General features: G+C 58.9%; 16 protein-coding genes and 3 pseudogenes. 17 read left to right on the top strand and 2 right to left on the bottom strand.

Annotation, left to right across the window (positions count from 1 at the left end; all coding sequences use genetic code 11):
• The first annotated feature begins 35 nt into the window (after nt 1-35).
• From gcbA to ACYZTX_RS04480, 14 genes are all read left to right on the top strand, one after another.
• Nucleotides 36-1,706, top strand: coding sequence for a diguanylate cyclase GcbA (gene gcbA / locus ACYZTX_RS04545; protein ID WP_462033132.1), 1,671 nt, complete (start codon nt 36-38; stop codon nt 1,704-1,706).
• A gap of 52 nt (nt 1,707-1,758) precedes the next feature.
• On the top strand, nt 1,759-3,705 hold the full coding sequence (locus ACYZTX_RS04540) for a methyl-accepting chemotaxis protein (protein WP_462033131.1): 1,947 nt from the start codon (nt 1,759-1,761) through the stop codon (nt 3,703-3,705).
• 163 nt (nt 3,706-3,868) lie between these two features.
• Nucleotides 3,869-5,608, top strand: a complete 1,740-nt coding sequence (locus tag ACYZTX_RS04535; protein ID WP_462033130.1) for a protein-disulfide reductase DsbD — start codon at nt 3,869-3,871, stop codon at nt 5,606-5,608.
• A gap of 131 nt (nt 5,609-5,739) precedes the next feature.
• A complete protein-coding gene (gene aroQ, locus ACYZTX_RS04530; RefSeq protein ID WP_462033129.1) occupies nt 5,740-6,192 on the top strand; it encodes a type II 3-dehydroquinate dehydratase in 453 nt (150 codons plus the stop codon).
• A 46-nt stretch (nt 6,193-6,238) separates the two neighbouring features.
• Complete coding sequence (gene accB / locus ACYZTX_RS04525) at nt 6,239-6,700, top strand: acetyl-CoA carboxylase biotin carboxyl carrier protein (RefSeq protein ID WP_282481510.1); 462 nt, start codon at nt 6,239-6,241, stop codon at nt 6,698-6,700.
• A gap of 17 nt (nt 6,701-6,717) precedes the next feature.
• Nucleotides 6,718-8,076, top strand: coding sequence for an acetyl-CoA carboxylase biotin carboxylase subunit (gene accC, locus ACYZTX_RS04520; RefSeq protein ID WP_462033128.1), 1,359 nt, complete (start codon nt 6,718-6,720; stop codon nt 8,074-8,076).
• A 244-nt stretch (nt 8,077-8,320) separates the two neighbouring features.
• Nucleotides 8,321-9,199: a 50S ribosomal protein L11 methyltransferase gene (gene prmA, locus ACYZTX_RS04515; RefSeq protein ID WP_462033127.1), complete on the top strand. Its 879-nt coding sequence runs from the start codon at nt 8,321-8,323 to the stop codon at nt 9,197-9,199.
• A 30-nt stretch (nt 9,200-9,229) separates the two neighbouring features.
• Nucleotides 9,230-10,438 carry a DUF3426 domain-containing protein gene (locus tag ACYZTX_RS04510; RefSeq protein ID WP_462033126.1) on the top strand — a complete coding sequence of 403 codons (1,209 nt, stop codon included), beginning with the start codon at nt 9,230-9,232 and terminating at the stop codon, nt 10,436-10,438.
• Nucleotides 10,439-10,623: 185 nt separating this feature from the next.
• On the top strand, nt 10,624-11,634 hold the full coding sequence (gene dusB, locus ACYZTX_RS04505; RefSeq protein ID WP_462033125.1) for a tRNA dihydrouridine synthase DusB: 1,011 nt from the start codon (nt 10,624-10,626) through the stop codon (nt 11,632-11,634).
• Entirely contained in the window at nt 11,631-11,951 is a 321-nt protein-coding gene (fis, locus tag ACYZTX_RS04500; protein WP_007907419.1) for a DNA-binding transcriptional regulator Fis, read from the top strand. The genes dusB and fis overlap by 4 nt, the downstream gene beginning before the upstream one ends.
• A gap of 81 nt (nt 11,952-12,032) precedes the next feature.
• A complete protein-coding gene (gene purH / locus ACYZTX_RS04495; protein WP_462033124.1) occupies nt 12,033-13,640 on the top strand; it encodes a bifunctional phosphoribosylaminoimidazolecarboxamide formyltransferase/IMP cyclohydrolase in 1,608 nt (535 codons plus the stop codon).
• Nucleotides 13,641-13,796: 156 nt separating this feature from the next.
• Entirely contained in the window at nt 13,797-15,092 is a 1,296-nt protein-coding gene (purD, locus tag ACYZTX_RS04490; RefSeq protein ID WP_462033123.1) for a phosphoribosylamine--glycine ligase, read from the top strand.
• A gap of 99 nt (nt 15,093-15,191) precedes the next feature.
• Nucleotides 15,192-17,969, top strand: a complete 2,778-nt coding sequence (locus tag ACYZTX_RS04485) for a hybrid sensor histidine kinase/response regulator (RefSeq protein WP_462033122.1) — start codon at nt 15,192-15,194, stop codon at nt 17,967-17,969.
• Nucleotides 17,970-18,032: 63 nt separating this feature from the next.
• The gene (locus ACYZTX_RS04480; RefSeq protein WP_007937197.1) at nt 18,033-18,629 is read left to right on the top strand and encodes a MarC family protein; all 597 of its coding nucleotides are present in this window, start codon (nt 18,033-18,035) and stop codon (nt 18,627-18,629) included.
• Nucleotides 18,630-18,682: 53 nt separating this feature from the next.
• On the opposite strand, the gene ACYZTX_RS04475 is transcribed toward ACYZTX_RS04480, so the two are convergent.
• Nucleotides 18,683-19,486 (bottom strand): hypothetical protein, encoded by an 804-nt coding sequence (locus tag ACYZTX_RS04475; protein ID WP_462033121.1) that lies wholly within the window; start codon nt 19,484-19,486, stop codon nt 18,683-18,685.
• A gap of 517 nt (nt 19,487-20,003) precedes the next feature.
• Nucleotides 20,004-20,111 (bottom strand): annotated as a pseudogene (locus ACYZTX_RS04470) (hypothetical protein); the annotation flags it as partial.
• A gap of 145 nt (nt 20,112-20,256) precedes the next feature.
• Here ACYZTX_RS04470 and ACYZTX_RS04465 point away from each other — a divergent pair.
• The 3 genes and pseudogenes from ACYZTX_RS04465 to ACYZTX_RS04455 form a co-directional block, all read left to right on the top strand.
• The gene (locus ACYZTX_RS04465; RefSeq protein ID WP_462033120.1) at nt 20,257-21,027 is read left to right on the top strand and encodes a hypothetical protein; all 771 of its coding nucleotides are present in this window, start codon (nt 20,257-20,259) and stop codon (nt 21,025-21,027) included.
• A 137-nt stretch (nt 21,028-21,164) separates the two neighbouring features.
• Nucleotides 21,165-21,331 (top strand): annotated as a pseudogene (locus ACYZTX_RS04460) (IS256 family transposase); the annotation flags it as partial.
• Nucleotides 21,332-21,529, top strand: a pseudogene (locus tag ACYZTX_RS04455) (hypothetical protein); the annotation flags it as partial. It abuts the pseudogene before it with no gap.
• Nucleotides 21,530-21,535 lie beyond the last annotated feature (6 nt).

Here is a 21,535-nt window from a genome sequence, read left to right as displayed (position 1 = left end):
CGATCTCAGCATGCACCCTAACTAGTAGTCAGGATATGACCGAGCCAGAAGACCCCAGCCGTGAGCGCCTCAAGCACCACTTTGCCCAGCGGGTAATTCATCAGGCACGTCAAATTCTTGAGATATGGCAGCGCCTGCAATGCAGCGAGTGGTCCACCACCGACTTATCGGAACTGAGCGAGGCCAATCTGCGCCTGCTGCGTTTCGCCGAGCGCTTCGAACAACCTGAACACTCCCAACTGGCGCGCCACATCGGTCTGTCGCTGGAGGCTGTCGACGCCAATCGCGGACGTTTGAGCAGCGGACTGATCACTGATCTCAATCGTTTGATGCAGCGCCTGTCTCGCACCGGCCTGCGCCATGGCGATCAGCTGGACCAAACCTTTCTGCCCCCCCTGCGCAAACCGATCTACGTGATGTTGCAGGATCACGACCGCGCCGAGCGTCTGGCCAAGCAGCTGGAATTTTTTGGGCTCAGCGCTCAAGCCCTCGACAGCGTTTCGGCGTTCCGTTCCTCAATGGTCGAGCGCTTGCCTGCAGCGATCGTCATGGACGTGGACTTCAGCGGCCCCGGCATCGGCCTGAAACTGGCGGCCGAAGCCCAGGTTGGTCTGGATGAACCGTTGCCACTGCTGTTTTTCAGCCTGAACGAAACCGATACCCCGACCCGCCTCGCCGCCGTGCGCGCCGGTGGCCAGGAATTCCTGACCGGCACCCTCGAAGCGTCAAGCCTGCTGGAAAAAATTGAAGTCCTGACCTGCGTCGCCCAGTACGAGCCTTATAAAGTGTTGATCATCGACGACTCCCGTGCCCAGGCCTTGCACACCGAGCGCCTGCTCAACAGTGCCGGGATCGTCACGCGGACCTTGATCGAGCCGATCGAGGCCATGGCCGAGCTCGCGGACTTCCAGCCGGACCTGATCATCCTCGACATGTACATGCCGGCCTGCACCGGTACAGAATTGGCCAAGGTGATCCGTCATAACGACCGTTACGTCAGCGTGCCGATCATTTACCTGTCCGCCGAAGATGATCTGGACAAGCAGCTCGATGCCATGAGCGAGGGCGGCGACGACTTCCTGACCAAACCGATCAAGCCGCGACACCTGATCACTACCGTGCGCAACCGCGCGGCACGGGCACGCAACCTGAAATCGCGGATGGTTCGCGACAGCCTCACCGGGTTGTACAACCACACGCACATCCTGCAATTGCTCGAAGACTGCAGCTTCCGCGCCCGCCGCGAGTGCAAGCCGTTGAGCTTTGCGATGCTCGACATCGATCACTTCAAACGGGTCAACGACAGCCACGGCCACCCCATGGGCGATCGGGTGATCAAGAGCCTGGCGCTGTTTCTCAAGCAACGCTTGCGCAAGACCGATTTCATCGGCCGTTATGGCGGTGAAGAATTTGCCATCGTCATGCCGGACACCGATCTCGAATCGGCACACAAGGTGCTCGACGAGATCCGTCGACGCTTTGCCGAGATTCACTACCCGGCCCAACCGCAGGACCTCTGGTGCACGTTCAGCGCCGGGGTGGTGGAACTGTGCGAAAACTCCGACAGCCTGATGATGGCCAGCCAGGCAGACGAAGCGCTGTACCGCGCAAAGGACGCCGGACGCAACCGAGTTCAGGCCGCGCGGACATCAAAGCAAAGTGCCACTTTTTCATCGGAATCGACCCATTCAGTCATAACGCTGTAACAGAAACGCAATAAATTCAGGCGCTTACCATTCTTCCGCTGGTAGACCCGCGATGCGCCTGAAGCTGCTGACCAATCTCAATACCCTCCTTTTAGTCGCCGTGTGCGTGGCCCTTGGCGCCACACTTTGGTGGTCGCAAAAGGCCCTGGAGCGCCCCTATTTATTGATGGAGCGTTACTTGGGCTTATCCCAGCAATTTCAAAATGAAGTCGCGCGCAACATCGGGGACTATCTCGCCAGCGGCGATGCCCTGCGCCTGAGCAGCGCCAGCCAGGCCATCGACGGCCTGCAAAAGGAACTCGGCGAGTTGCCGCCGGCATTGGCCGACACCTTGCGTCCGAGCCTGTCAAACCTGGACGAGTTCAGCAAAACCGATCTGCTGGCGGCCGGCAAACTGGCCGGTGATCCGCAAGCGCTGTTGCTGCAAGCCGAACGCGAACTCGGCGCCAGCCTCGATCAACTCAGCCAATACGCCAGCGCTAACGCGGCGTATCTGACGCCGCTGCTCGCGGCCTCCCAGCACTTGGGCAAACTGTCTCTGGCCCGGGACAAACTGGTCAGCAGCGGCCGCAGCGAACTGGCCGTCGATGTCGAGCGCGAAGTCAGCAACATCCGCACCCAGGCTGAGCTCCTGGACACTTTGCCGCTGCTGGGCGTGACGAGCACAAGTGAATCGAACACGGATGATTTCGCGGCGATGATGGGCCTGGAGAACACCGAAAAAGCCGTCGCCGAAGATGCCGGCGTCGGCCTCAAGCGTGAACTGAACAGCCTTCTCACTCGCTACCCGGCCGAACTGGCACGCACACGCGACCAGATCCAGAAACGCACCGACCTCAGCGCCGCCACTCACCTGAAAATCGCCGCCGTGCAGCAGGCCATCGCCGGGCTGGAACCGGTGGTTCGCGCCCAGCACGGACAGATCCAGGGCGAAGTGCGGCTGATGCAAGGGGTGATGATTGGGCTGATTCTGTTGATTGCATTGCTCATCGACACCCTGCAACGACGCTTGGCCCGAACCCTGACCAACCTCGCGCCGGCCCTCTCGACCTGGGCCGAGGGCGACTTCAGCCGGGACATTGAACTGGGTAAGACCAATCGCGAATTGCATGACATTCAAGCATCGCTCAATCGCTTGCGCGCCTATCTGGTCGACTTGGTTGGGACCATTCGCCTCAACGCCGAACAGGTCGCCGGGAGCAGCCGAACCCTGGCCGAGTTGAGCAATGACTTGCACAGCGGCGCCGAACATCAGGCCGGCGACACGGCACTGATCCGCGACTCCCTCGGCGAACTGGAAGCGACCATTCAACAAGTCGCCGGCGATGCCAGCCAGGCTGCCGATGCCAGTCGCCATGCCGGATTGGCGGTGGAACACGGACAGAAAGTCATCGGCCTGAGCCTCACCGGCCTGCATGCGCTGGTGGGTGAAGTGCAAGGCAACGCACAGATGATCGAGCACTTGGCCGAGGAGTCGGCGACCATTGGCGGCGTGCTGACGGTGATCCGTTCGATTGCCGACCAGACCAACCTGCTGGCGCTGAACGCCGCCATCGAAGCGGCCCGCGCCGGGGAAATGGGTCGAGGTTTTGCGGTAGTGGCCGAGGAAGTTCGCTCACTGGCGCAACGCACCGCCGGCGCCACCGCAGAGATCCAGACGTTGATCGCGGGACTGCAAACCGCCGCACGCCAATCAGTGGAAGGCATGCGCGCCCAGGTCGAACACGCTGAAGCCACTGCCAATCAGGCCCAGGCCGCCGACGGCGCACTGGATAAAATCGTCGGGGCGATCCAGACCATTTCCGACACCGCCGTGCGCATCGCCGATGTCACCGCCCAGCAGAGCGGAGCCGTCAGCGAAATCCGGGATCACAGCGAACGTATTCACCAATTGGGTGGGGACAACTTGCTGAGGATTGGAGAGGGGCGCGTGCAAGGGGAGAATTTGTTGGTGCTGGGTGGACGGTTGCATACCGCCGTCCAAGCCTTCCGCGTCTGACAGATCGCCATCGCGGGCAAGCCCGCTCCCACAGGGGTACGCATTCCATTGTGGGAGCGAGCCTGCTCGCGAAGGCGTCATAGCAATCACCGCAAGACTCCCCGCTCTGCACACCCGACCGCTGTCCGCTATGATGCCCTCACTTTCGATACGCGAGATTGTCATGCGCCGTTTGCTCTGCCTGCTGCTTTTAGTGCTTGCCCTGCCGGCCAACGCCGCCGGGTTGCCGGACACTCGGCCCAGTTCGACGCTGGGCTCGATCAACAACAGCGCCGACTTCCTGCCGGTGCGTGAAGCCTTTCAGTTGAGCCTGGTAGAAAGCACGCCGCAATCGATCAAGCTGCGCTTCGTCGCTACAGAGGGTTACTACCTCTATCGCCACCGCTTTCAGTTTCGCGCTGATCCGGCCGACGTTAGCCTGGGCACCGCGCAACTGCCCAAGGGCGAACAGAAACACGATCAGTACTTCGGCGATGTCGAGGTCTACCACGGGGTTCTCGATGTAGAGCTGCCGCGCACCGATCAACGCGCCTTCACCCTGGCCGTGACCTATCAGGGTTGCGCCGATAAAGGGCTGTGTTATCCACCCGAAACCGAGCGACTGAGTATTGATGGCGGCGCAGGCGCGACACCCGCCTGGAGCTGGCGCGAACTGGCGCTGTTTTTCCTCGCAGGCCTGGGCCTGACGTTTACACCGTGTGTGCTGCCAATGCTGCCGATCCTGTCCGGCGTTGTGTTGCGCGGCCAAGTGGGTGGTTTGCGCGGCTTCAATCTGTCCCTGGCCTACGTTCTGCCAATGGCCGCCTGCTTCGCTCTGCTCGGCGCGTTGATGGGGATGTTCGGCGCCCAGCTCAATCTTCAGGCGCGGCTGCAATCGGCGTGGGTGCTGGTGCCGTTCGCGATGTTTTTTGCGCTGTTTGCCCTGGCAATGTTTGGCGTCTTCGAACTCAAGTTGCCGCATGCCATCAGCAGTCGCCTGGACCGAATCGCCGGTCGCACCGAAGGCGGTTCGTTGTGGGGCGCCGCCGTGCTGGGCGTGGTTTCCAGCCTGCTGGTTTCACCCTGCGTCTCGGCGCCGCTGGCCGGCGCGCTGCTCTACATCAGCGCCAGTGGCGATGCATTGGGCGGCGGTCTGAAATTGTTCATGCTCGGTCTGGGCATGGGCGCACCACTGTTGCTGGTCGCCACCGGGGGCGCCGCCTGGCTACCGAAAAGCGGACCCTGGATGATTTATGTGAAAAACGCGATTGGCGTTTTGTTACTGGGGCTGGCGATTGGTCTGCTCAGCCGAGTACTGCCGGGCCAGATCACGTTGCTACTGATCGGCTTGCTGGCCGGTGGCGTCGGGTTGTTCATGGGTGCGCTGGAGCTCGTCTACAAACCGCCGAGAAAACGCCTGAGCCAATTGCTCGGGATGTTCCTGCTGTTTTACGCGCTAGCGTGTTGGTACGGCGCATTCAGCGGCCAGACCGATCCGCTCAATCCGATTGGCCAGCCGCGCATCACCACGGGCAACGAGCCAACGCAAAACATCAGCGCCTGGCAAACCATCAGCACTCCGACGGAACTGGACCGCGTCCTCGCCGAAGCCAAATCTTCAGGCACCCCACTGCTGCTCGACTGGTACGCCGACTGGTGCATCAGTTGCAAAGTCATCGAACGTGAAGTGCTCACCGACGCCAAGGTCGTCGAACGCCTCAAAGGCTATCGACTGATCCGCTTCGACATCACCGCCAGCAACGCCGAGCAACGCGCCCTGCTCGACCGCTACAAACTGTTCGGCCCGCCGGCGCTGATGTTTTTCGGCAAGGACGGGGTCGAACACACCGATGTGCGGGTAATCGGCGAGATCAACGCCAGGGACTTCGCCGAACGTGTCGCGAACGTAAATGACCGGATTTAATAAGCCGGTCACATATTTCGCGCAAACATCGGCCATCGTGCTGGCTATTGCATAGAACTGGACAGTCACAAAGGCTTTGCGGCATAGTCGCCGAGTTCTGACAATTGCACACAGATAACAAGGAACAACAGATGGCGACGCTACTGGTTCTGCACGGACCCAACCTGAACATGCTCGGCACCCGTGAACCGGGCACCTACGGCGCTACGACTCTGGCGCAGATCAACCAGGACCTGGAACGCCGTGCCCGTGAAGCCGGTCACCATTTGCTGCACCTGCAAAGCAACGCCGAGTACGAATTGATCGACCGCATCCACGCTGCTCGCGGCGAAGGTGTGGACTTCATTCTGATCAACCCAGCAGCTTTTACGCACACAAGCGTCGCATTACGTGACGCGCTGCTGGCGGTGAGCATCCCATTCATCGAAGTGCATTTGTCTAACGTGCACAAACGCGAACCTTTCCGCCATCACTCTTACTTCTCCGATGTAGCGGTGGGAGTGATCTGCGGCCTTGGCGCCAGCGGTTATCGACTGGCCCTGGAGGCTGCCCTGGAACAGCTTGAAAGACAGGCAACAGCTTGAACAACAAGCGTAACGCCCCTGACCGACCCTTGGGAGTTGATGATTCATGGATATCCGTAAAGTTAAGAAACTGATCGAATTGCTGGAAGAGTCCGGCATCGACGAGCTCGAGATCAAGGAAGGCGAAGAGTCCGTACGCATCAGCCGCCACAGCAAGACCCCGGCTCAGCAGTACTACGCTCCAGCGCCAATGCACGCTCCGGCGCCGGCGCCTGTTGCTGCTGCCCCGGTTGCCGCTGCCGCTCCTGCTGCTCCGGCCGCGCCAGTGCTGAACGGCACCGTTGCCCGTTCGCCTATGGTCGGCACCTTCTATCGCAAGTCTTCGCCAGGCTCGCCGTCCTTCGTTGAAGTCGGCCAGACCGTGAAGAAAGGCGACACCCTGTGCATCGTCGAAGCCATGAAGATGATGAACCACATCGAAGCTGAAACCAGCGGTGTGATCGAATCCATCCTCGTCGAAGACGGCCAGCCGGTTGAGTACGACCAACCGCTGTTCACCATCGTTTGAACCGCGGAGAAACTTTGATGACTGCGAAGTTGGAAAAAGTTCTGATCGCCAACCGCGGTGAGATCGCCCTGCGGATCCTGCGTGCCTGCAAAGAGATGGGCATCAAGACTGTCGCCGTTTACTCCAAGGCCGACAAAGAGCTGATGCACCTGGGCCTGGCAGACGAATCCGTCTGCATCGGTCCGGCCTCGGCCGCGCATTCCTACCTGCACATTCCGGCAATCATCGCCGCAGCTGAAGTAACCGGCGCTACCGCCATTCACCCAGGCTACGGTTTCCTTGCGGAAAACGCTGATTTCGCTGAACAGGTCGAGAATTCCGGCTTCGCCTTCATTGGCCCGAAAGCCGAGACCATTCGCCTGATGGGCGACAAGGTATCGGCCAAGCACGCGATGATCGAAGCAGGCGTGCCAACCGTTCCAGGCTCCGACGGTCCACTGCCGGAAGACGAAGAGACGGCGCTGCGCATCGGTCGCGAAGTCGGTTACCCGGTGATCATCAAAGCCGCTGGCGGCGGTGGTGGTCGCGGCATGCGCGTCGTGCATAAAGAAGAAGACCTGATCTCCTTCGCCAAACTGACCCGCACTGAAGCGGGCGCAGCGTTCGGCAACCCGATGGTCTATCTGGAAAAATTCCTGACCAACCCACGTCACGTGGAAGTTCAGGTACTTTCCGATGGCCAGGGCCACGCCATCCATCTGGGCGACCGCGATTGCTCGCTGCAGCGTCGTCACCAGAAGGTTCTCGAAGAGGCGCCGGCACCGGGCATCGACGAGAAAGCACGCGCTGAAGTCCTCGCTCGCTGCGTCAAGGCCTGCATCGACATCAACTACCGTGGCGCGGGCACTTTCGAGTTCCTGTACGAGAACGGCGCGTTCTATTTCATCGAAATGAACACCCGCGTTCAGGTTGAGCACCCGGTATCGGAAATGGTCACCGGCATCGACATCGTCAAGGAGATGCTCAGCATCGCCGCTGGCAACAAACTGTCGTACACCCAGGATGACGTGGTTATCCGCGGTCACTCGCTGGAATGCCGGATCAACGCCGAAGACCCGAAAACCTTCATGCCGAGCCCAGGCACGGTCAAGCATTTCCACGCTCCAGGTGGCAATGGCGTTCGCGTCGATTCGCACCTGTACAGCGGTTATGCCGTTCCGCCGAACTACGATTCGTTGATCGGCAAGCTGATCACCTACGGCGCAACCCGTGACGAAGCGTTGGCGCGCATGCGCAATGCGCTGGACGAAATCGTTGTCGACGGGATCAAGACCAACATCCCGCTGCACCGCGATCTGGTCCGCGATGAAGGCTTCTGCAAAGGTGGAGTCAACATCCACTACCTGGAACACAAGCTGGCTGGCGACAAGCATTAAGATGTGATCCGGACCACAAAGCCGCTTTCGAGCGGCTTTGTTGTTTCTGAAGGTTTCATCAAGCAACACAATCCCCTGTGGGAGCGGGCTTGCTCGCGAAAGCGGCCTGTCAGTCACATCAATGTTGGATGTGCCGCCATCTTCGCGAGCAAGCCCGCTCCCACAAATGCTCCGCGCTCGCGTAAACTTGCGCGCTTCGCGCAGCCCGCTAGGCTGCAATCAACATTTTTCAAAGGTGCCCGCCATGCCTTGGCTGCAAGTCCGACTCGCCATCAGCCCAGAACAAGCCGAAACCTACGAAGACGCTTTCCTTGAAGTGGGCGCCGTATCGGTGACCTTCATGGACGCCGAAGATCAACCAATCTTCGAGCCAGAACTCAACACCACGCCGCTGTGGTCCCACACGCACCTGCTGGCCCTGTTCGAGGATGGCACCGAAGCCGCCAGCGTACTGGCCCACATGGAATTGCTGACCGGCAGCCCGCTGCCCGAGCATCACAGCGAAATCATCGAAGACCAGGACTGGGAACGCAGCTGGATGGACGGTTTCCAGCCAATGCGTTTCGGTCAGCGTCTGTGGATCGTCCCGAGCTGGCACGCCGCACCCGAGCCTGACGCCGTAAACCTGCTGTTGGATCCGGGCCTGGCGTTCGGCACCGGCACCCACCCGACCACCGCACTGTGTCTGGAATGGCTCGACGGTCAGGACCTGAAAGACTGCAATGTGCTGGACTTCGGCTGCGGCTCGGGGATTCTGGCGATTGCCGCCCTGCTGCTGGGCGCCAAGGAAGCTGTCGGTACCGATATCGACGTGCAAGCCCTGGAAGCTTCTCGCGACAATGCCGGTCGCAACAATATTGCTGAAGAACTGTTCCCGCTGTACCTGCCGGAAGATCTGCCGCAGGTTCAGGCCGACGTGCTGGTGGCCAACATTCTTGCCGGCCCGCTGGTTTCCCTGGCGCCGCAATTGTCCAGCCTGGTCAAGCCGGGCGGCCGTCTGGCGCTGTCGGGCATCCTCGCCGAGCAAGGTGAAGACGTCGCCAAAGCCTACGCTCAAGACTTCGATCTGGACCCGATCGCCAATCGCGATGGCTGGGTGCGCATCACTGGCCGTCGGCGCTAGAATGAGTGCCTGCATAAACCGGATCGCCGCATGACCGACAGCTTCGTCACCCAGTGCCCGCATTGCCAAACCAGCTTCCGCGTCAGCCATACTCAGTTGAGCGTGGCCCGCGGAGTGGTTCGTTGCGGCTCGTGCTTGCAGGTGTTCAACGCCGCCAAGCAGCTGCTTGAGCAACGGGCCGGCAAGGACGCGATCCCGCCGGCTGCCCCGGCCATCGCCGAACCACCGGAGCCGCGGGCCATCAGCCAAAAGCAATGGAGCGCCGCCGAGCTGGATCTGGACAGCCTGGACCTGGACGAAGAGCTCGCCCGCCTCGAACAACGGGAGATCCAGCCGACCACGGAATTCGCCCGACCTCGCGAAGACAACCTGAGCGCTAGCCGCGATACCGCCGGGCACGACGAGGCGTCGTGGCCCGACAGTCTGTTCAGCGAATCGGCTGCCGATCGCGCACAGCCCGCTGAAGACGATTTACCGGAGCTCGAACTCGAGCCGAGCAAACACTCGCGCACCGAACCTTCGCTGTCCCTGGAACCGGTGGAACTGGACGACGAGCCTCTGCCGCCACAGCTGCGCCTGCACGACCCGCTCGACGCACCGATGCATCACAAACGCCTGTCGGCGACCGATGAAATCGATGACGATCTGCCCTCGATCGAGCCCCTGCGCAAAAAGCGTGAACCGGCTATCCGCACTGAAGCCCTGCACGACCTGACCGATGACCCGCTGCAACTGGACTGGCAAAAACGCCGCTCACCCTGGGGTCGCCGACTTTTCTGGCTGCTGCTGATCCTGCTCGGCGCGGCGGCGCTCGCCGGCCAGTACATCGCCTACCATTTCGACGAACTGGCGCGCCAGGATCAGTACCGTCCGTGGTTCCAGCAACTGTGCCCCCAGATCGGCTGCACGGTGCCGTCCAAAGTCGACATCGCCAAAATCAAAAGCAGCAACCTGGTGGTCCGCAGCCACCCGGACTTCAGCGGTGCACTGGTGGTCGACGCGATCATCTACAACCGCGCGCCCTTCTCCCAGCCTTTCCCGCTGCTGGAGTTGCGTTTTGCCGACCTCAACGGTCACCTGATCGCCAGCCGTCGCTTCAAACCCGGCGAGTACCTCAACGGCGATCTCGAAGGGATGGTGGAGATGCCTCCGCAAACACCGATCCACATCGCACTGGATATCCTCGATCCAGGTTCCAAAGCGGTGAATTACAGCCTGAGTTTTCATTCGCCCGAGTGAAACGGTTCATCGTTACGGCTTTGACGGCATATTTCTGACTTTGACCGCTCGTACCAAACCGCTGGCGCTAACAGAATTACTGTTCAGATTTTGTTCAATTCAGCCTTTATCCAGTCATCGAGAGCGGGTATCATGCCAACCCTTTTTCGAACTCTCATGATCCGGCCCCACAACAGGGAAGTCCTATGTCGGCGGTACGCATCGGTCCATATACATTGCACAACGGCTTGATCCTCGCCCCGATGGCGGGGGTCACCGACCAGCCCTTTCGTCAGCTGTGCAAGCGACTGGGCGCAGGGCTTGTAGTCTCGGAAATGGTCACCAGCGACATGAGCTTGTGGCACACCCGCAAATCGCGGATGCGCATGATCCACGAAGGTGATCCCGAGCCTCGCTCGGTACAGATCGCCGGTGGGGATGCCCGGATGCTGGCGGATGCGGCCCGGGCCAACGTCGAACTGGGCGCACAGATTATTGATATCAACATGGGTTGTCCGGCGAAAAAGGTCTGCAACAAGGCCGCCGGGTCCGCGCTGTTGAAGGATGAAGCATTGGTGACCGAGATCCTGCAGGCCGTAGTGTCTGCGGTTGATGTGCCGGTCACCCTGAAGATCCGCACCGGCTGGGACCGGGACAACAAGAACGGTCTGACGGTGGCGAAGATCGCCGAGCAGGCCGGCATTACGGCGTTGGCGGTTCATGGCCGCACCCGTGCCGATCTGTACACCGGCGAAGCCGAGTACGACACCATTGCCGCGATCAAGCAGGCCGTGTCGATTCCGGTCTTTGCCAATGGCGATATCGATTCGCCAGAGAAGGCCCGGTACGTGCTCGATGCAACCGGTGCCGATGGCCTGCTGGTAGGCCGGGCCGCCCAGGGGCGGCCATGGATTTTTCGTGAGATCGATCATTTTCTGCGTACCGGCGAGAAGCTCCCGGCACTGGAATTGATCGAGGTGGAACGCATTCTGCTAGAGCATCTGGCCGCGCTGCACGTTTTCTATGGAGACGTCATGGGCGTACGCATTGCTCGAAAGCATGTGGGCTGGTATCTCGCAACCTTGCCGGGCGCCAGGGAGTTTCGCGCCCACTTCAATCGTTTGGAAGATACGGAAGCACAATGCGCCAACGTTCAGGGCTTCTTCGCCGAACGTAACAAGAGCCTGACAGGGGACGGAGACGAGGTGGCCGCATGACGATGATGACCGAGACTTTAGTGAGTGGAACAACACCCGTGAGCGACAATGTGAATTTGAAACAGCACCTCAATACGCCGAGCGAAGAAGGTCAGACCCTTCGCGGGAGTGTCGAGAAAGCGCTGCACAATTATTTCGCCCACCTTGAAGGCGCTGCCGTCACGGATGTGTACAACCTGGTGCTCTCCGAAGTCGAGGCTCCCCTGCTCGAGTGCGTGATGAACTACGTCAAGGGCAACCAGACCAAGGCCAGTGAGCTGCTCGGCCTGAACCGAGGCACGCTGCGCAAGAAACTCAAGCAGTACGATTTGCTGTAAGCATTCAATCAAACCAGAAAGGCGCCCGCGTAAAACCGGTCGCCTTTTTTGCTGACTCCTTTGCTTTTGATGGAAATTGAAATGACCGACCAGACTACCCGCCTGCCGATCCGCCGCGCCTTGATCAGCGTTTCTGACAAGACCGGGATCCTCGAATTCGCCAAAGAGCTTGAAGCCCTGGGCGTCGAGATCCTCTCCACTGGCGGAACGTTCAAGCTGCTGCGCGACAACGGCGTTGCCGCAGTGGAAGTCGCGGATTACACCGGTTTCGCAGAAATGATGGACGGCCGGGTGAAAACCCTGCACCCGAAAATCCACGGTGGGATCCTCGGTCGTCGCGGTATTGACGACGCCATCATGAACGAACACGGCATCAAGCCGATCGACCTGGTCGCGGTCAACCTGTACCCGTTCGAAGCCACCATCAACAAGCCAGGCTGCGACCTGCCGACTGCTATCGAGAACATCGATATCGGCGGCCCGACCATGGTCCGTTCGGCTGCAAAAAACCATAAAGACGTGGCCATCGTGGTCAATGCCAGCGACTACGCCAACGTTCTGGAAAGCCTCAAGGCCGGCGGCCTGACCTACGCTCAGCGTTTCGACCTGATGCTCAAGGCCTTCGAACACACCGCCGCCTATGACGGCATGATCGCCAACTACATGGGCACCGTGAACCAGACGGCTGACACCCTCACTACCGAAGGTCGCAGCGAATTCCCGCGCACCTTCAACAGCCAGTTCGTCAAGGCTCAGGAAATGCGCTACGGCGAGAACCCGCACCAGAGCGCGGCGTTCTACGTTGAAACCAAGCCTGCGGAAGTCGGCATCGCCACCGCGACCCAACTGCAAGGCAAAGAGCTGTCGTACAACAACGTGGCCGACACTGACGCCGCGCTGGAATGCGTGAAGAGCTTCGTCAAACCGGCCTGTGTGATCGTCAAGCACGCCAACCCGTGCGGCGTTGCCGTCAGCCCGGACGCCGAAGGCGGTATCCGTCAGGCTTACGAACTGGCCTACGCCACCGACACCGAATCGGCCTTCGGCGGCATCATCGCCTTCAACCGCGAGCTGGATGCTGAAACGGCCAAGGCTATCGTCGAGCGTCAGTTCGTCGAAGTGATCATCGCGCCAAGCGTCAGCGAAGAAGCCCGTGCCATCGTGGCTGCAAAAGCCAACGTGCGCTTGCTGGCCTGCGGCGAGTGGTCGGCTGATCGCGCCGCTGCCTGGGACTACAAACGCGTTAACGGCGGTTTGCTAGTGCAGAGCCGCGACATCGGCATGATCGGCGCCGACGACCTGAAAGTCGTGACCAAGCGTGCCCCGACCGAACAGGAAATCCATGACCTGATCTTCGCCTGGAAAGTCGCCAAGTACGTCAAGTCCAACGCCATCGTCTACGCCAAGAACCGTCAGACCATCGGTGTCGGCGCAGGCCAGATGAGCCGCGTGAACTCCGCTCGTATTGCGGCGATCAAGGCTGAGCACGCCGGTCTGCAAGTGCAGGGTTCGGTCATGGCGTCGGATGCGTTCTTCCCGTTCCGCGACGGTCTGGACAACGCGGCCAAGGTAGGTATCACTGCGGTGATCCAGCCAGGCGGCTCGATGCGTGATAACGAAGTGATTGCAGCGGCCGACGAGGCCGGCATCGCCATGGTCTTTACTGGCATGCGCCACTTCCGTCACTAAGTACGACGATCAACTGTGGGAGCGAGCCTGCTCGCGAAAGCGGTCTTTCAGTCACATTGATGCTGGATGTGCCACCGTCTTCGCGAGCAGGCTCGCTCCCACACAAGAGCACCCCAGCGGTGCTATCAAGAATTAGCGTCATCCGAGGTTTTTGAAATGAATGTTTTGATCATTGGCAGCGGTGGCCGTGAACACGCACTGGCCTGGAAAGTGACTCAAGATCCGCGTGTGCAGAAAGTGTTTGTTGCCCCGGGCAATGCCGGCACCGCCATTGAAGCCAAGTGCGAGAACGTCGCCATCGACGTGCTGGCCCTTGAACAGCTGGCCGACTTCGCCGAGAAAAACGTTTCCCTGACCATCGTCGGCCCGGAAGTGCCGCTGGTCGCCGGCGTCGTCGATCTGTTCCGCTCCCGTGGCCTGGATTGCTTCGGTCCGACCGCTGGTGCTGCCCAGCTGGAAGGTTCGAAAGCCTTCACCAAGGATTTCCTGGCGCGTCACAAGATTCCGACTGCCGACTACCAGAACTTCACCGAGATCGAGCCTGCCCTGGCTTATCTGCGTGAAAAAGGCGCGCCGATCGTGATCAAGGCCGATGGCCTGGCTGCCGGTAAAGGCGTGATCGTTGCCATGACGTTGACCGAAGCCGAAGACGCCGTGCGCGACATGCTGGCTGGCAACGCATTCGGCGACGCAGGTTCGCGCGTGGTGATCGAAGAGTTCCTGGACGGCGAAGAGGCCAGCTTCATTGTCATGGTCGACGGCAAGAACGTATTGCCGATGGCCACCAGCCAGGACCACAAACGCGTCGGCGACGGCGACACCGGACCGAACACTGGCGGCATGGGTGCTTACTCCCCGGCCCCGGTCGTTACCGCCGATGTCCATCAGCGGGTCATGGACCTGGTGATCTGGCCGACCGTGCGTGGCATGGCCGAGGAAGGCAATGTCTACACTGGTTTCCTGTACGCCGGCCTGATGATCGACAAAGCTGGTAACCCAAAAGTCATCGAATTCAACTGCCGTTTCGGCGACCCTGAGACCCAACCGGTGATGCTGCGTTTGCAGTCGAGCCTGGTGTTGCTGATCGAAGCAGCCCTGGCACAAGCCCTGGACAAGGTCGAAGCACAATGGGATCCGCGTCCGAGCGTCGGCATCGTGCTGGCCGCTGGCGGCTATCCTGGTGACTACGCTAAAGGCGTTGCCATCAACGGCCTCAAGGCAGCCGCAGCACTGGAAGGCAAAGTCTTCCACGCCGGTACTGCGCTCAAGGATGGTCAAGTGGTGACGGCCGGTGGCCGGGTACTCTGCGCCACTGCAATGGGTGCCAGCGTCGATGCCGCTCAGCAGCAGGCTTACAAGCTGGCGGCCAAAATTGACTGGGAAGGCTGTTTCTATCGCAAGGACATTGGCTACCGTGCCATTGCCCGCGAGCGAGGCGAAAATCAGGAATAAGAGCGCCATTCGGCCAGGCAAGGGCTTCGGGCTCTTGCCGGGCTATTCCGGCGCCGCGCATAGTTATACTCTGGCATCAACCTACGAAGGGATTTCGCCGTGCGCTGGCTCAGGATTGCCATAGGTTTCACCGTCACTCTGCTGACCTTGCTCTGCATGCTCCCGGCCCAGGCCGTGCAAGGCAGTGGCTGGGCGGTATTGCTCGACGAACAGGGCGACCTGCAGCTAAGCGACATCCGTTCCGCTCGCTACACCAATCAATTCAGCCCCATTGAACTCGACCGCCTCACCGCCGCCGAGCCCGATGGCGCTTTATGGCTGCGTTTCAGACTCGCGCCCGGCAAGCACGAACAGTTGCTGCGGGTGTTCGCTCCTGACCTGTCGCACCTCGATCTCTATGTGCTGGACGGCGACACGCTGATCGAGCAATTGAACACCGGTACCGGACAGCCTCAGGCTGAAAGACCATTGCCCAGCAGTGACTTCATGTTGCCGCTGCCGCAAAGCGAAAAAAACCTCGACGTTTACCTGCGACTGGTCTCCGACCATCAGTTAAGGCCTTATATCACCCTGCAGTCGGCGGTCATGACCGCGGCCAGTCAGAATCAGACGCTGATCTATGGTCTGTTGTTCGGCTGTATCGCGATGCTGATCCTGCACAACATCATTCGGTATGCCTACACCCGCTCGCGCAGCAGTCTCTGGCTGGCTGGCTGCGAAGGGCTGTTGATGCTCTGCCTGGTCCTGCTGCTGAACGTAGCCGGACCGTGGTTGCCGAACTGGCATGCGGTCCAGACGCCGGGGGCTTACCTCGCGCTGCTGCTGACAGCGCCCTGCGGTCTGATGTTCGCCTATCGCTTCTTCGCCCCGCTCGGCCCGCACCCACTGAACAAGCTGCTGCTGGGCGACATCCTGCTCATCAGCGTCTGCGGCTTGCTGCTGTTGTTCGTCAATACGCTGCCGCTAAACTTCATCACCTACGCACTGGTCGCCCTCGCGGGCCTGACCATGTTGTTCGTCAGCGCCTATCACTGGCAAAAAGGCTATCGCCCGGCACGTCTTTTCGTGGCGGCAATGGTGGTGTTCAACGCCGGTACGCTGATTATCCTGCCCGCCCTGCTGGGGCTGACCCTGGTGGAGCCTCAAGGTCTGATCATCACGTTGCTGGTGTTCATCTGCATCAGTGGCCTGTTGATGAGCATTGCCTTGAGCGAACGTCAGCGCAGCATCACCGAAGACCGTTTCAGCGTCAGCCGCGACCTGGCCGCCAGCAATGCCGAGATCAACGCCAAGGCCGAATTCCTGGCGAAAATCAGCCACGAAATCCGCACTCCGATGAATGGCGTGCTGGGCATGACCGAGCTGCTGCTGGGCACGCCGCTCTCGGTCAAGCAGCGCGACTATGTGCAGACCATCCACAGTGCCGGCAACGAACTGCTGACCCTGATCAACGAGATTCTCGACATCTCCAAGCTCGAATCCGGGCAGATCGAACTGGACGATGTGCAGTTCGATCTCAACGCGTTGATCGAAGACTGCCTGAGTATCTTCCGCGCCAAGGCCGAACAGCAGAACGTCGAGTTGATCAGCTTTATCCAGCCGCAAGTGCCGCGCGTCATCAGCGGTGACCCGACGCGCCTGCGCCAGACCCTGCTGAGCCTGCTGGAAAACGCCCTGAAGAAAACCGACGAGGGCGAGATCCTGATCGTCGTCGCGCTCGATGAGCGCAGTGCCAAACCGCGCTTGCGCATTGCCGTGCAGGACAGCGGTGAGCCGATGGACACCGAAGAGCGCGACGCATTGATGCACGCCGAACTGCACAGCAAGCACTTCCTCTCGGCCACCCGTTTGGGAGGCAATCTGGGGCTGGTGATCGCCCGTCAGCTGATTCGCTTGATGCAAGGGGAGTTTGGCATCAAGAGCGGCGCCAACCAGGGCAGCACCTTGTGGCTGACCCTGCCGCTGGACCCTGACCGCCTCGAACACCCGACGTCCGACCTCGATGGCCCACTGCAGGGTGCACGGGTGTTGGTGGTGGACGACAACGACACCTGCCGCAAGGTGCTGGTGCAGCAGTGCAGCGCCTGGGGCCTGAATGTCAGCGCCGTAGCGTCCGGCAAGGAAGCGCTGGCGCTGCTGCGCACCAAGGCCCACCTGCGTGATTACTTCGACGTGGTCCTGCTGGACCAGAACATGCCCGGCATGACCGGTATGCAACTGGCCGCCAAGATCAAGGAAGACCCAAGCCTGAACCACGACATCCTGCTGATCATGCTCACCGGCATCAGCAATGCGCCCAGCAAGATCATCGCGCGCAACTCCGGGATCAAACGCATCCTCGCCAAACCGGTGGCCGGCTACACCCTCAAGACGACGTTGGCCGATGAGCTGAACCAGCGAAACAAGGGCCTTTCCTTCTCGCAGCACCTGCCCGCCGGTCCGACTTTGCCGGTGAAGGTGCCGAGCGATTTCCGCATCCTGGTGGCCGAAGACAACAGCATTTCGACCAAGGTGATTCGCGGCATGCTGGGCAAGCTCAACCTGCAGCCGGACACCGCCAGCAATGGCGAAGAAGCCTTGCAGGCGATGAAAGCCCAGCGTTATGACCTGGTCCTGATGGACTGCGAAATGCCGATCCTCGACGGTTTCTCCGCCACCCAGCAACTGCGTGCCTGGGAAGTCGGCAACCAGCGCACTCGCACCCCCGTGGTGGCGTTGACTGCGCACATCCTCGCCGAACATAAAGAGCGCGCGCGTCAGGCCGGCATGGACGGACACATGGCCAAACCCGTCGAGCTGTCGCAACTGCGCGACCTGATCGAACATTGGGTTGCCCAGCGAGATCAGCAAATCCGGGCAGCGACTCAAACGTCCTGAGCCGACAGACTCCGCAGCGCCTGATAGACTCCCCTCGACTTCCCTCGCCAGTGAGCTTGCACCATGCTCCATGTGTTGTTCAGCGTTTACCTGAAGATGCTGGTGCTCTACAGCCCGTTCTTCGTGTTGTCCTGCTTCATCAGCCTGACCCGCGGTTATTCGCGCAAGGAACAGCGTCGCCTGGCCTGGAAAGTGGCAACCGCCACACTGGTTTCCAGCGTCTTGCTGTACCTGTTCGGGCGGGTAATTTTCAGTGTCTTCGGCATCACCGTGGACGCGTTCCGCATCGGTGCCGGCAGTGTGTTGTTCATTTCCGCACTGGGCATGGCCCAGGGCAAGTCGGCGGTCCAGACTGACAACGTGCAGCAGGACGTGACCATCGTTCCGCTGACCATTCCGCTGACGGTCGGCCCCGGCACCATCGGTGCCCTGCTGGTGATGGGCGTGAGCCAGCCTCATTGGGACGACAAACTCACGGCCATTCTCAGTATTGCCCTGGCCAGTTTCACGGTCGGCGTGGTGCTGTATCTGTCGAACCGTATCGAGCGGATTCTGGGTGATCAGGGATTGCAGATTGTCAGTCGGTTGATGGGGCTGTTCGTCTGCGCCTTGGCGGCGCAGATCATTTTCACAGGGGTGAAGGGTTATCTGGTGCCATAACGGCAGCGATGACTAGAAGCCAGAGGCGTGATGCCTCTGGCAACCGAAATGATTTAAACCGGCGAAAACTCCATAAAAATAGTTTCTCTGAGATCGTCGAGGAACTTGATGCTCTTAGCCTCGTTCCTCAAGTCCTCTTCGTGAATGGTAAAGAGTGCTTTACCCTGATAGATCTCGACATCAGAACTGTTCCATTCGACAAAAATAACTTTTGTATTGTTAGCCGATGTGTCATAGCGCACCGTGCCTACGGCCATCGCGACTTCAGCATCATCGTCTTGCTTGCAAACGGAAACACCAAAATTTGCGCCACTGGCTTCAATGGCATGACGCTCGAACAGTTTGACCGCATCGGGTTGTTTCTTTAGCGCTTCAATGGTTTTATCCGCTACAACTTTCAATGCGGCCCCAGCGGCACCGCCCAAGCCACCGATAGCAGAGTGAACAATATCCAACGCTACGTTATCCATCGTCAACCTGGAGGTAGAGGACTTGTAGTTAGTAAAGGCGCCGTGGTATTCGGTCCAGCCCATGGCGAACATCAGTTTCTTGAAGGCTTCGTAACGGGCGACTTTATCAACTTTGTTTGGAAACATCAGCCTTGAGGCAATATCGGAATAAGCATATGTATTTTTTACGATGCGTTTGTTACGCCGTGTCATCCCCTCCAGAAAGCCAACGATACCGCTGCCCATGATCGCGGAATTCAATTCATCCTTATCAATCGGCAACTGCACTACCGAAGCGATCGACCTCTTTGCCAGAATTTTTGGACCGATCAGCTTTAGTTTAGCCTGGCACTCTTCAAGGCACTGATCGAAATAGGCGTCCAGCTCAACTTTATTCATATTATTCATTTCTAAATCCATTTAATTTAAACAAGTAAGATAACCCGAATCAGGTCATCCAATAAAACTTATCGCACCAAACAAAACTTTTCAACACCATAAAAAAATCAGAAACTAAACTCACACCAAGAACAATGATTCAGTTACAACAACTAACAACAAGACGCATAAAGCCAGATGCGCTTGAAACCAAATGAATACGCATACTTGAGCTTCCCGCATCAATAAAACGAAAACCCGGCCTACAAAAAAAAGGTAACTAATTCTACTCACCAAGATACTCAGCAAGTAAAAATCCCCGGGGAAAACAGGAATTAACCTACACGCTTGGGGCATTTTGTCACTCGATCAAAAAGAAAAAGTCACGGCAATTCGAGCGGTCATTCGGCTGCCATGGTTTTTCAACGAAGAGTAAATCTTCAGCAGGGAGGTTCTCTCCGTACCACTGTGGGGTGTATACCCAATCACCGCCACCCGCCCGCGAAAATACGCAGGTCGTGGAGGATCCCACCAGAACCATGTGCGCATGCCGGGCGAGGCTGGCGCTGACGCCGAAGAACATCGGGTCGCCGCTGGCCAGCACGCAGGCCGGTTCGCCGCTCAGGGCCAGCAATGCGTCGAGGGATAATGGACTCGATCACAACTTGCGTTCGGTCGGCAGTGAGTGCGAGTAATAGAATGTTTTAAGTTGGCTGTTACAAGTGGTGGATGGTGATTTCGAAGTTGTATAGCCTAAACCTTCTTATCTGACTTATTTAATAGTTCAAAAGGAATTAACTATGGAGTTTAAGAAAACAGGATGCCTGGACTTGACGGCGTATTCCGAAGCGTTCGAACGTGACTTTTCGGTAAAGAAGACAAAGACTGTTCAGAGAATGGCAACGCTGAATTCGCCAGGGGCCGCCGGATCGTTGTTGGGGGGTAATCTGATCAGCACGGCAAGTGGCGTGTCACGTCAGGACAAACGAGACGTCAACGCCAGTGTGCGGTATGCGCAGTGGTACGCGAGTCAGGAGCGCGATCGCCAAACAGACCCCCAGGGTTGGTTCTCCCTGTTTGCCATCACGCTTTGGACTATGGGCTGGGAATACGAAGATGAAAAAGTTGTCGAGAACTATTACAGAAACTTTTCTGGCCAACTAAGCCAGGCTTATTTGAATGCGATATCTGCCGTTAACCGCCCCATGGCAAAAATTACCAGTGATATGTTCAATGCGTTATCGGCTAATACATCAGCCCTTTGGTCATTGTCCAAAGGAAGCCTGCATGGCAAGGAGTTTGTGATTGCGCCCGCTCAATATGACAGCCTGGGGCGATTGTCATTGGGTTTGAATGATTACTCGTTGTGGGCGCGAGTCCAGCGCGAAAAGTTTCTGTTTTGGGACTGGAACGAGGACAACGTAACGCTCACGCATCGTGCCGTGCCATTCATTCTGAACAGAGCAAAGTTTGAAGAGGTCCGTCCAACGTTACATGACCGACTCGACATTATTGCTGACGCAATATTCGAGTTTTATTCGGAACGTCTGCGAGGGAGGCCGAATGATTGATTGAGGGGAGGAAGCGTTTGCGACACGCGGTCTCAGGAGAGGGTGTAATTAGTTTTTTTGTAAACGGTCATTTGGCAGGAGACTGCCTACCCCAAGGAAATCCAATGACCTAGACAAAACCCAAGCGCGCCAAGCGAATCAAGCCTGATCCTGAACTGGTTAAACTGGCCGACAGTCTGCTGGCCAATTACAAAAAGCCCGAAGATCTCATCGGCGAAAACGACCTGCTTAAACAGCATCACCAAGATGCTGGTTGAGCGGGCTCTTTGAGACCGAGATGACCGAACACCTAGGGCACGGCAAAAGCCTGCGTAAAGTGATAAAAACCCGTGCGTCATTTCCGACCGATGAGACGGTGATGAAGCTGTTTTATCTAGCACTGAACAACATCAGCAAGAAGTGGACAATGCCGATCAGGGACTGGAAGGCGGCCAGTTTTCTTTGTGGAAGAGGCAGTCTAAACCCTGCGATAAATGAGCCCCGGAAGACGTTGCTGCTCTGATTGAAG

The sequence above is a fragment of the Pseudomonas sp. MDT1-17 genome, assembly GCF_054898105.1.
This window is presented reverse-complemented; position numbering and strand designations above follow the sequence as displayed.

Excerpts from the sequence above, each read along its gene's own strand:
- ACYZTX_RS04465 (WP_462033120.1), top strand. The coding sequence starts at position 20,257 with ATGGAGTTTAAGAAAACAGGATGCCTGGACTTGACGGCGTATTCCGAA.
- ACYZTX_RS04540 (WP_462033131.1), top strand. The coding sequence starts at position 1,759 with ATGCGCCTGAAGCTGCTGACCAATCTCAATACCCTCCTTTTAGTCGCC.
- ACYZTX_RS04535 (WP_462033130.1), top strand. The coding sequence starts at position 3,869 with ATGCGCCGTTTGCTCTGCCTGCTGCTTTTAGTGCTTGCCCTGCCGGCC.
- ACYZTX_RS04510 (WP_462033126.1), top strand. The coding sequence starts at position 9,230 with ATGACCGACAGCTTCGTCACCCAGTGCCCGCATTGCCAAACCAGCTTC.
- purH (WP_462033124.1), top strand. The coding sequence starts at position 12,033 with ATGACCGACCAGACTACCCGCCTGCCGATCCGCCGCGCCTTGATCAGC.
- ACYZTX_RS04480 (WP_007937197.1), top strand. The coding sequence starts at position 18,033 with ATGCTCCATGTGTTGTTCAGCGTTTACCTGAAGATGCTGGTGCTCTAC.
- aroQ (WP_462033129.1), top strand. The coding sequence starts at position 5,740 with ATGGCGACGCTACTGGTTCTGCACGGACCCAACCTGAACATGCTCGGC.
- ACYZTX_RS04475 (WP_462033121.1), bottom strand. The coding sequence starts at position 19,486 with ATGAATAATATGAATAAAGTTGAGCTGGACGCCTATTTCGATCAGTGC.
- gcbA (WP_462033132.1), top strand. The coding sequence starts at position 36 with ATGACCGAGCCAGAAGACCCCAGCCGTGAGCGCCTCAAGCACCACTTT.
- dusB (WP_462033125.1), top strand. The coding sequence starts at position 10,624 with ATGTCGGCGGTACGCATCGGTCCATATACATTGCACAACGGCTTGATC.
- purD (WP_462033123.1), top strand. The coding sequence starts at position 13,797 with ATGAATGTTTTGATCATTGGCAGCGGTGGCCGTGAACACGCACTGGCC.
- prmA (WP_462033127.1), top strand. The coding sequence starts at position 8,321 with ATGCCTTGGCTGCAAGTCCGACTCGCCATCAGCCCAGAACAAGCCGAA.
- accC (WP_462033128.1), top strand. The coding sequence starts at position 6,718 with ATGACTGCGAAGTTGGAAAAAGTTCTGATCGCCAACCGCGGTGAGATC.
- accB (WP_282481510.1), top strand. The coding sequence starts at position 6,239 with ATGGATATCCGTAAAGTTAAGAAACTGATCGAATTGCTGGAAGAGTCC.
- fis (WP_007907419.1), top strand. The coding sequence starts at position 11,631 with ATGACGATGATGACCGAGACTTTAGTGAGTGGAACAACACCCGTGAGC.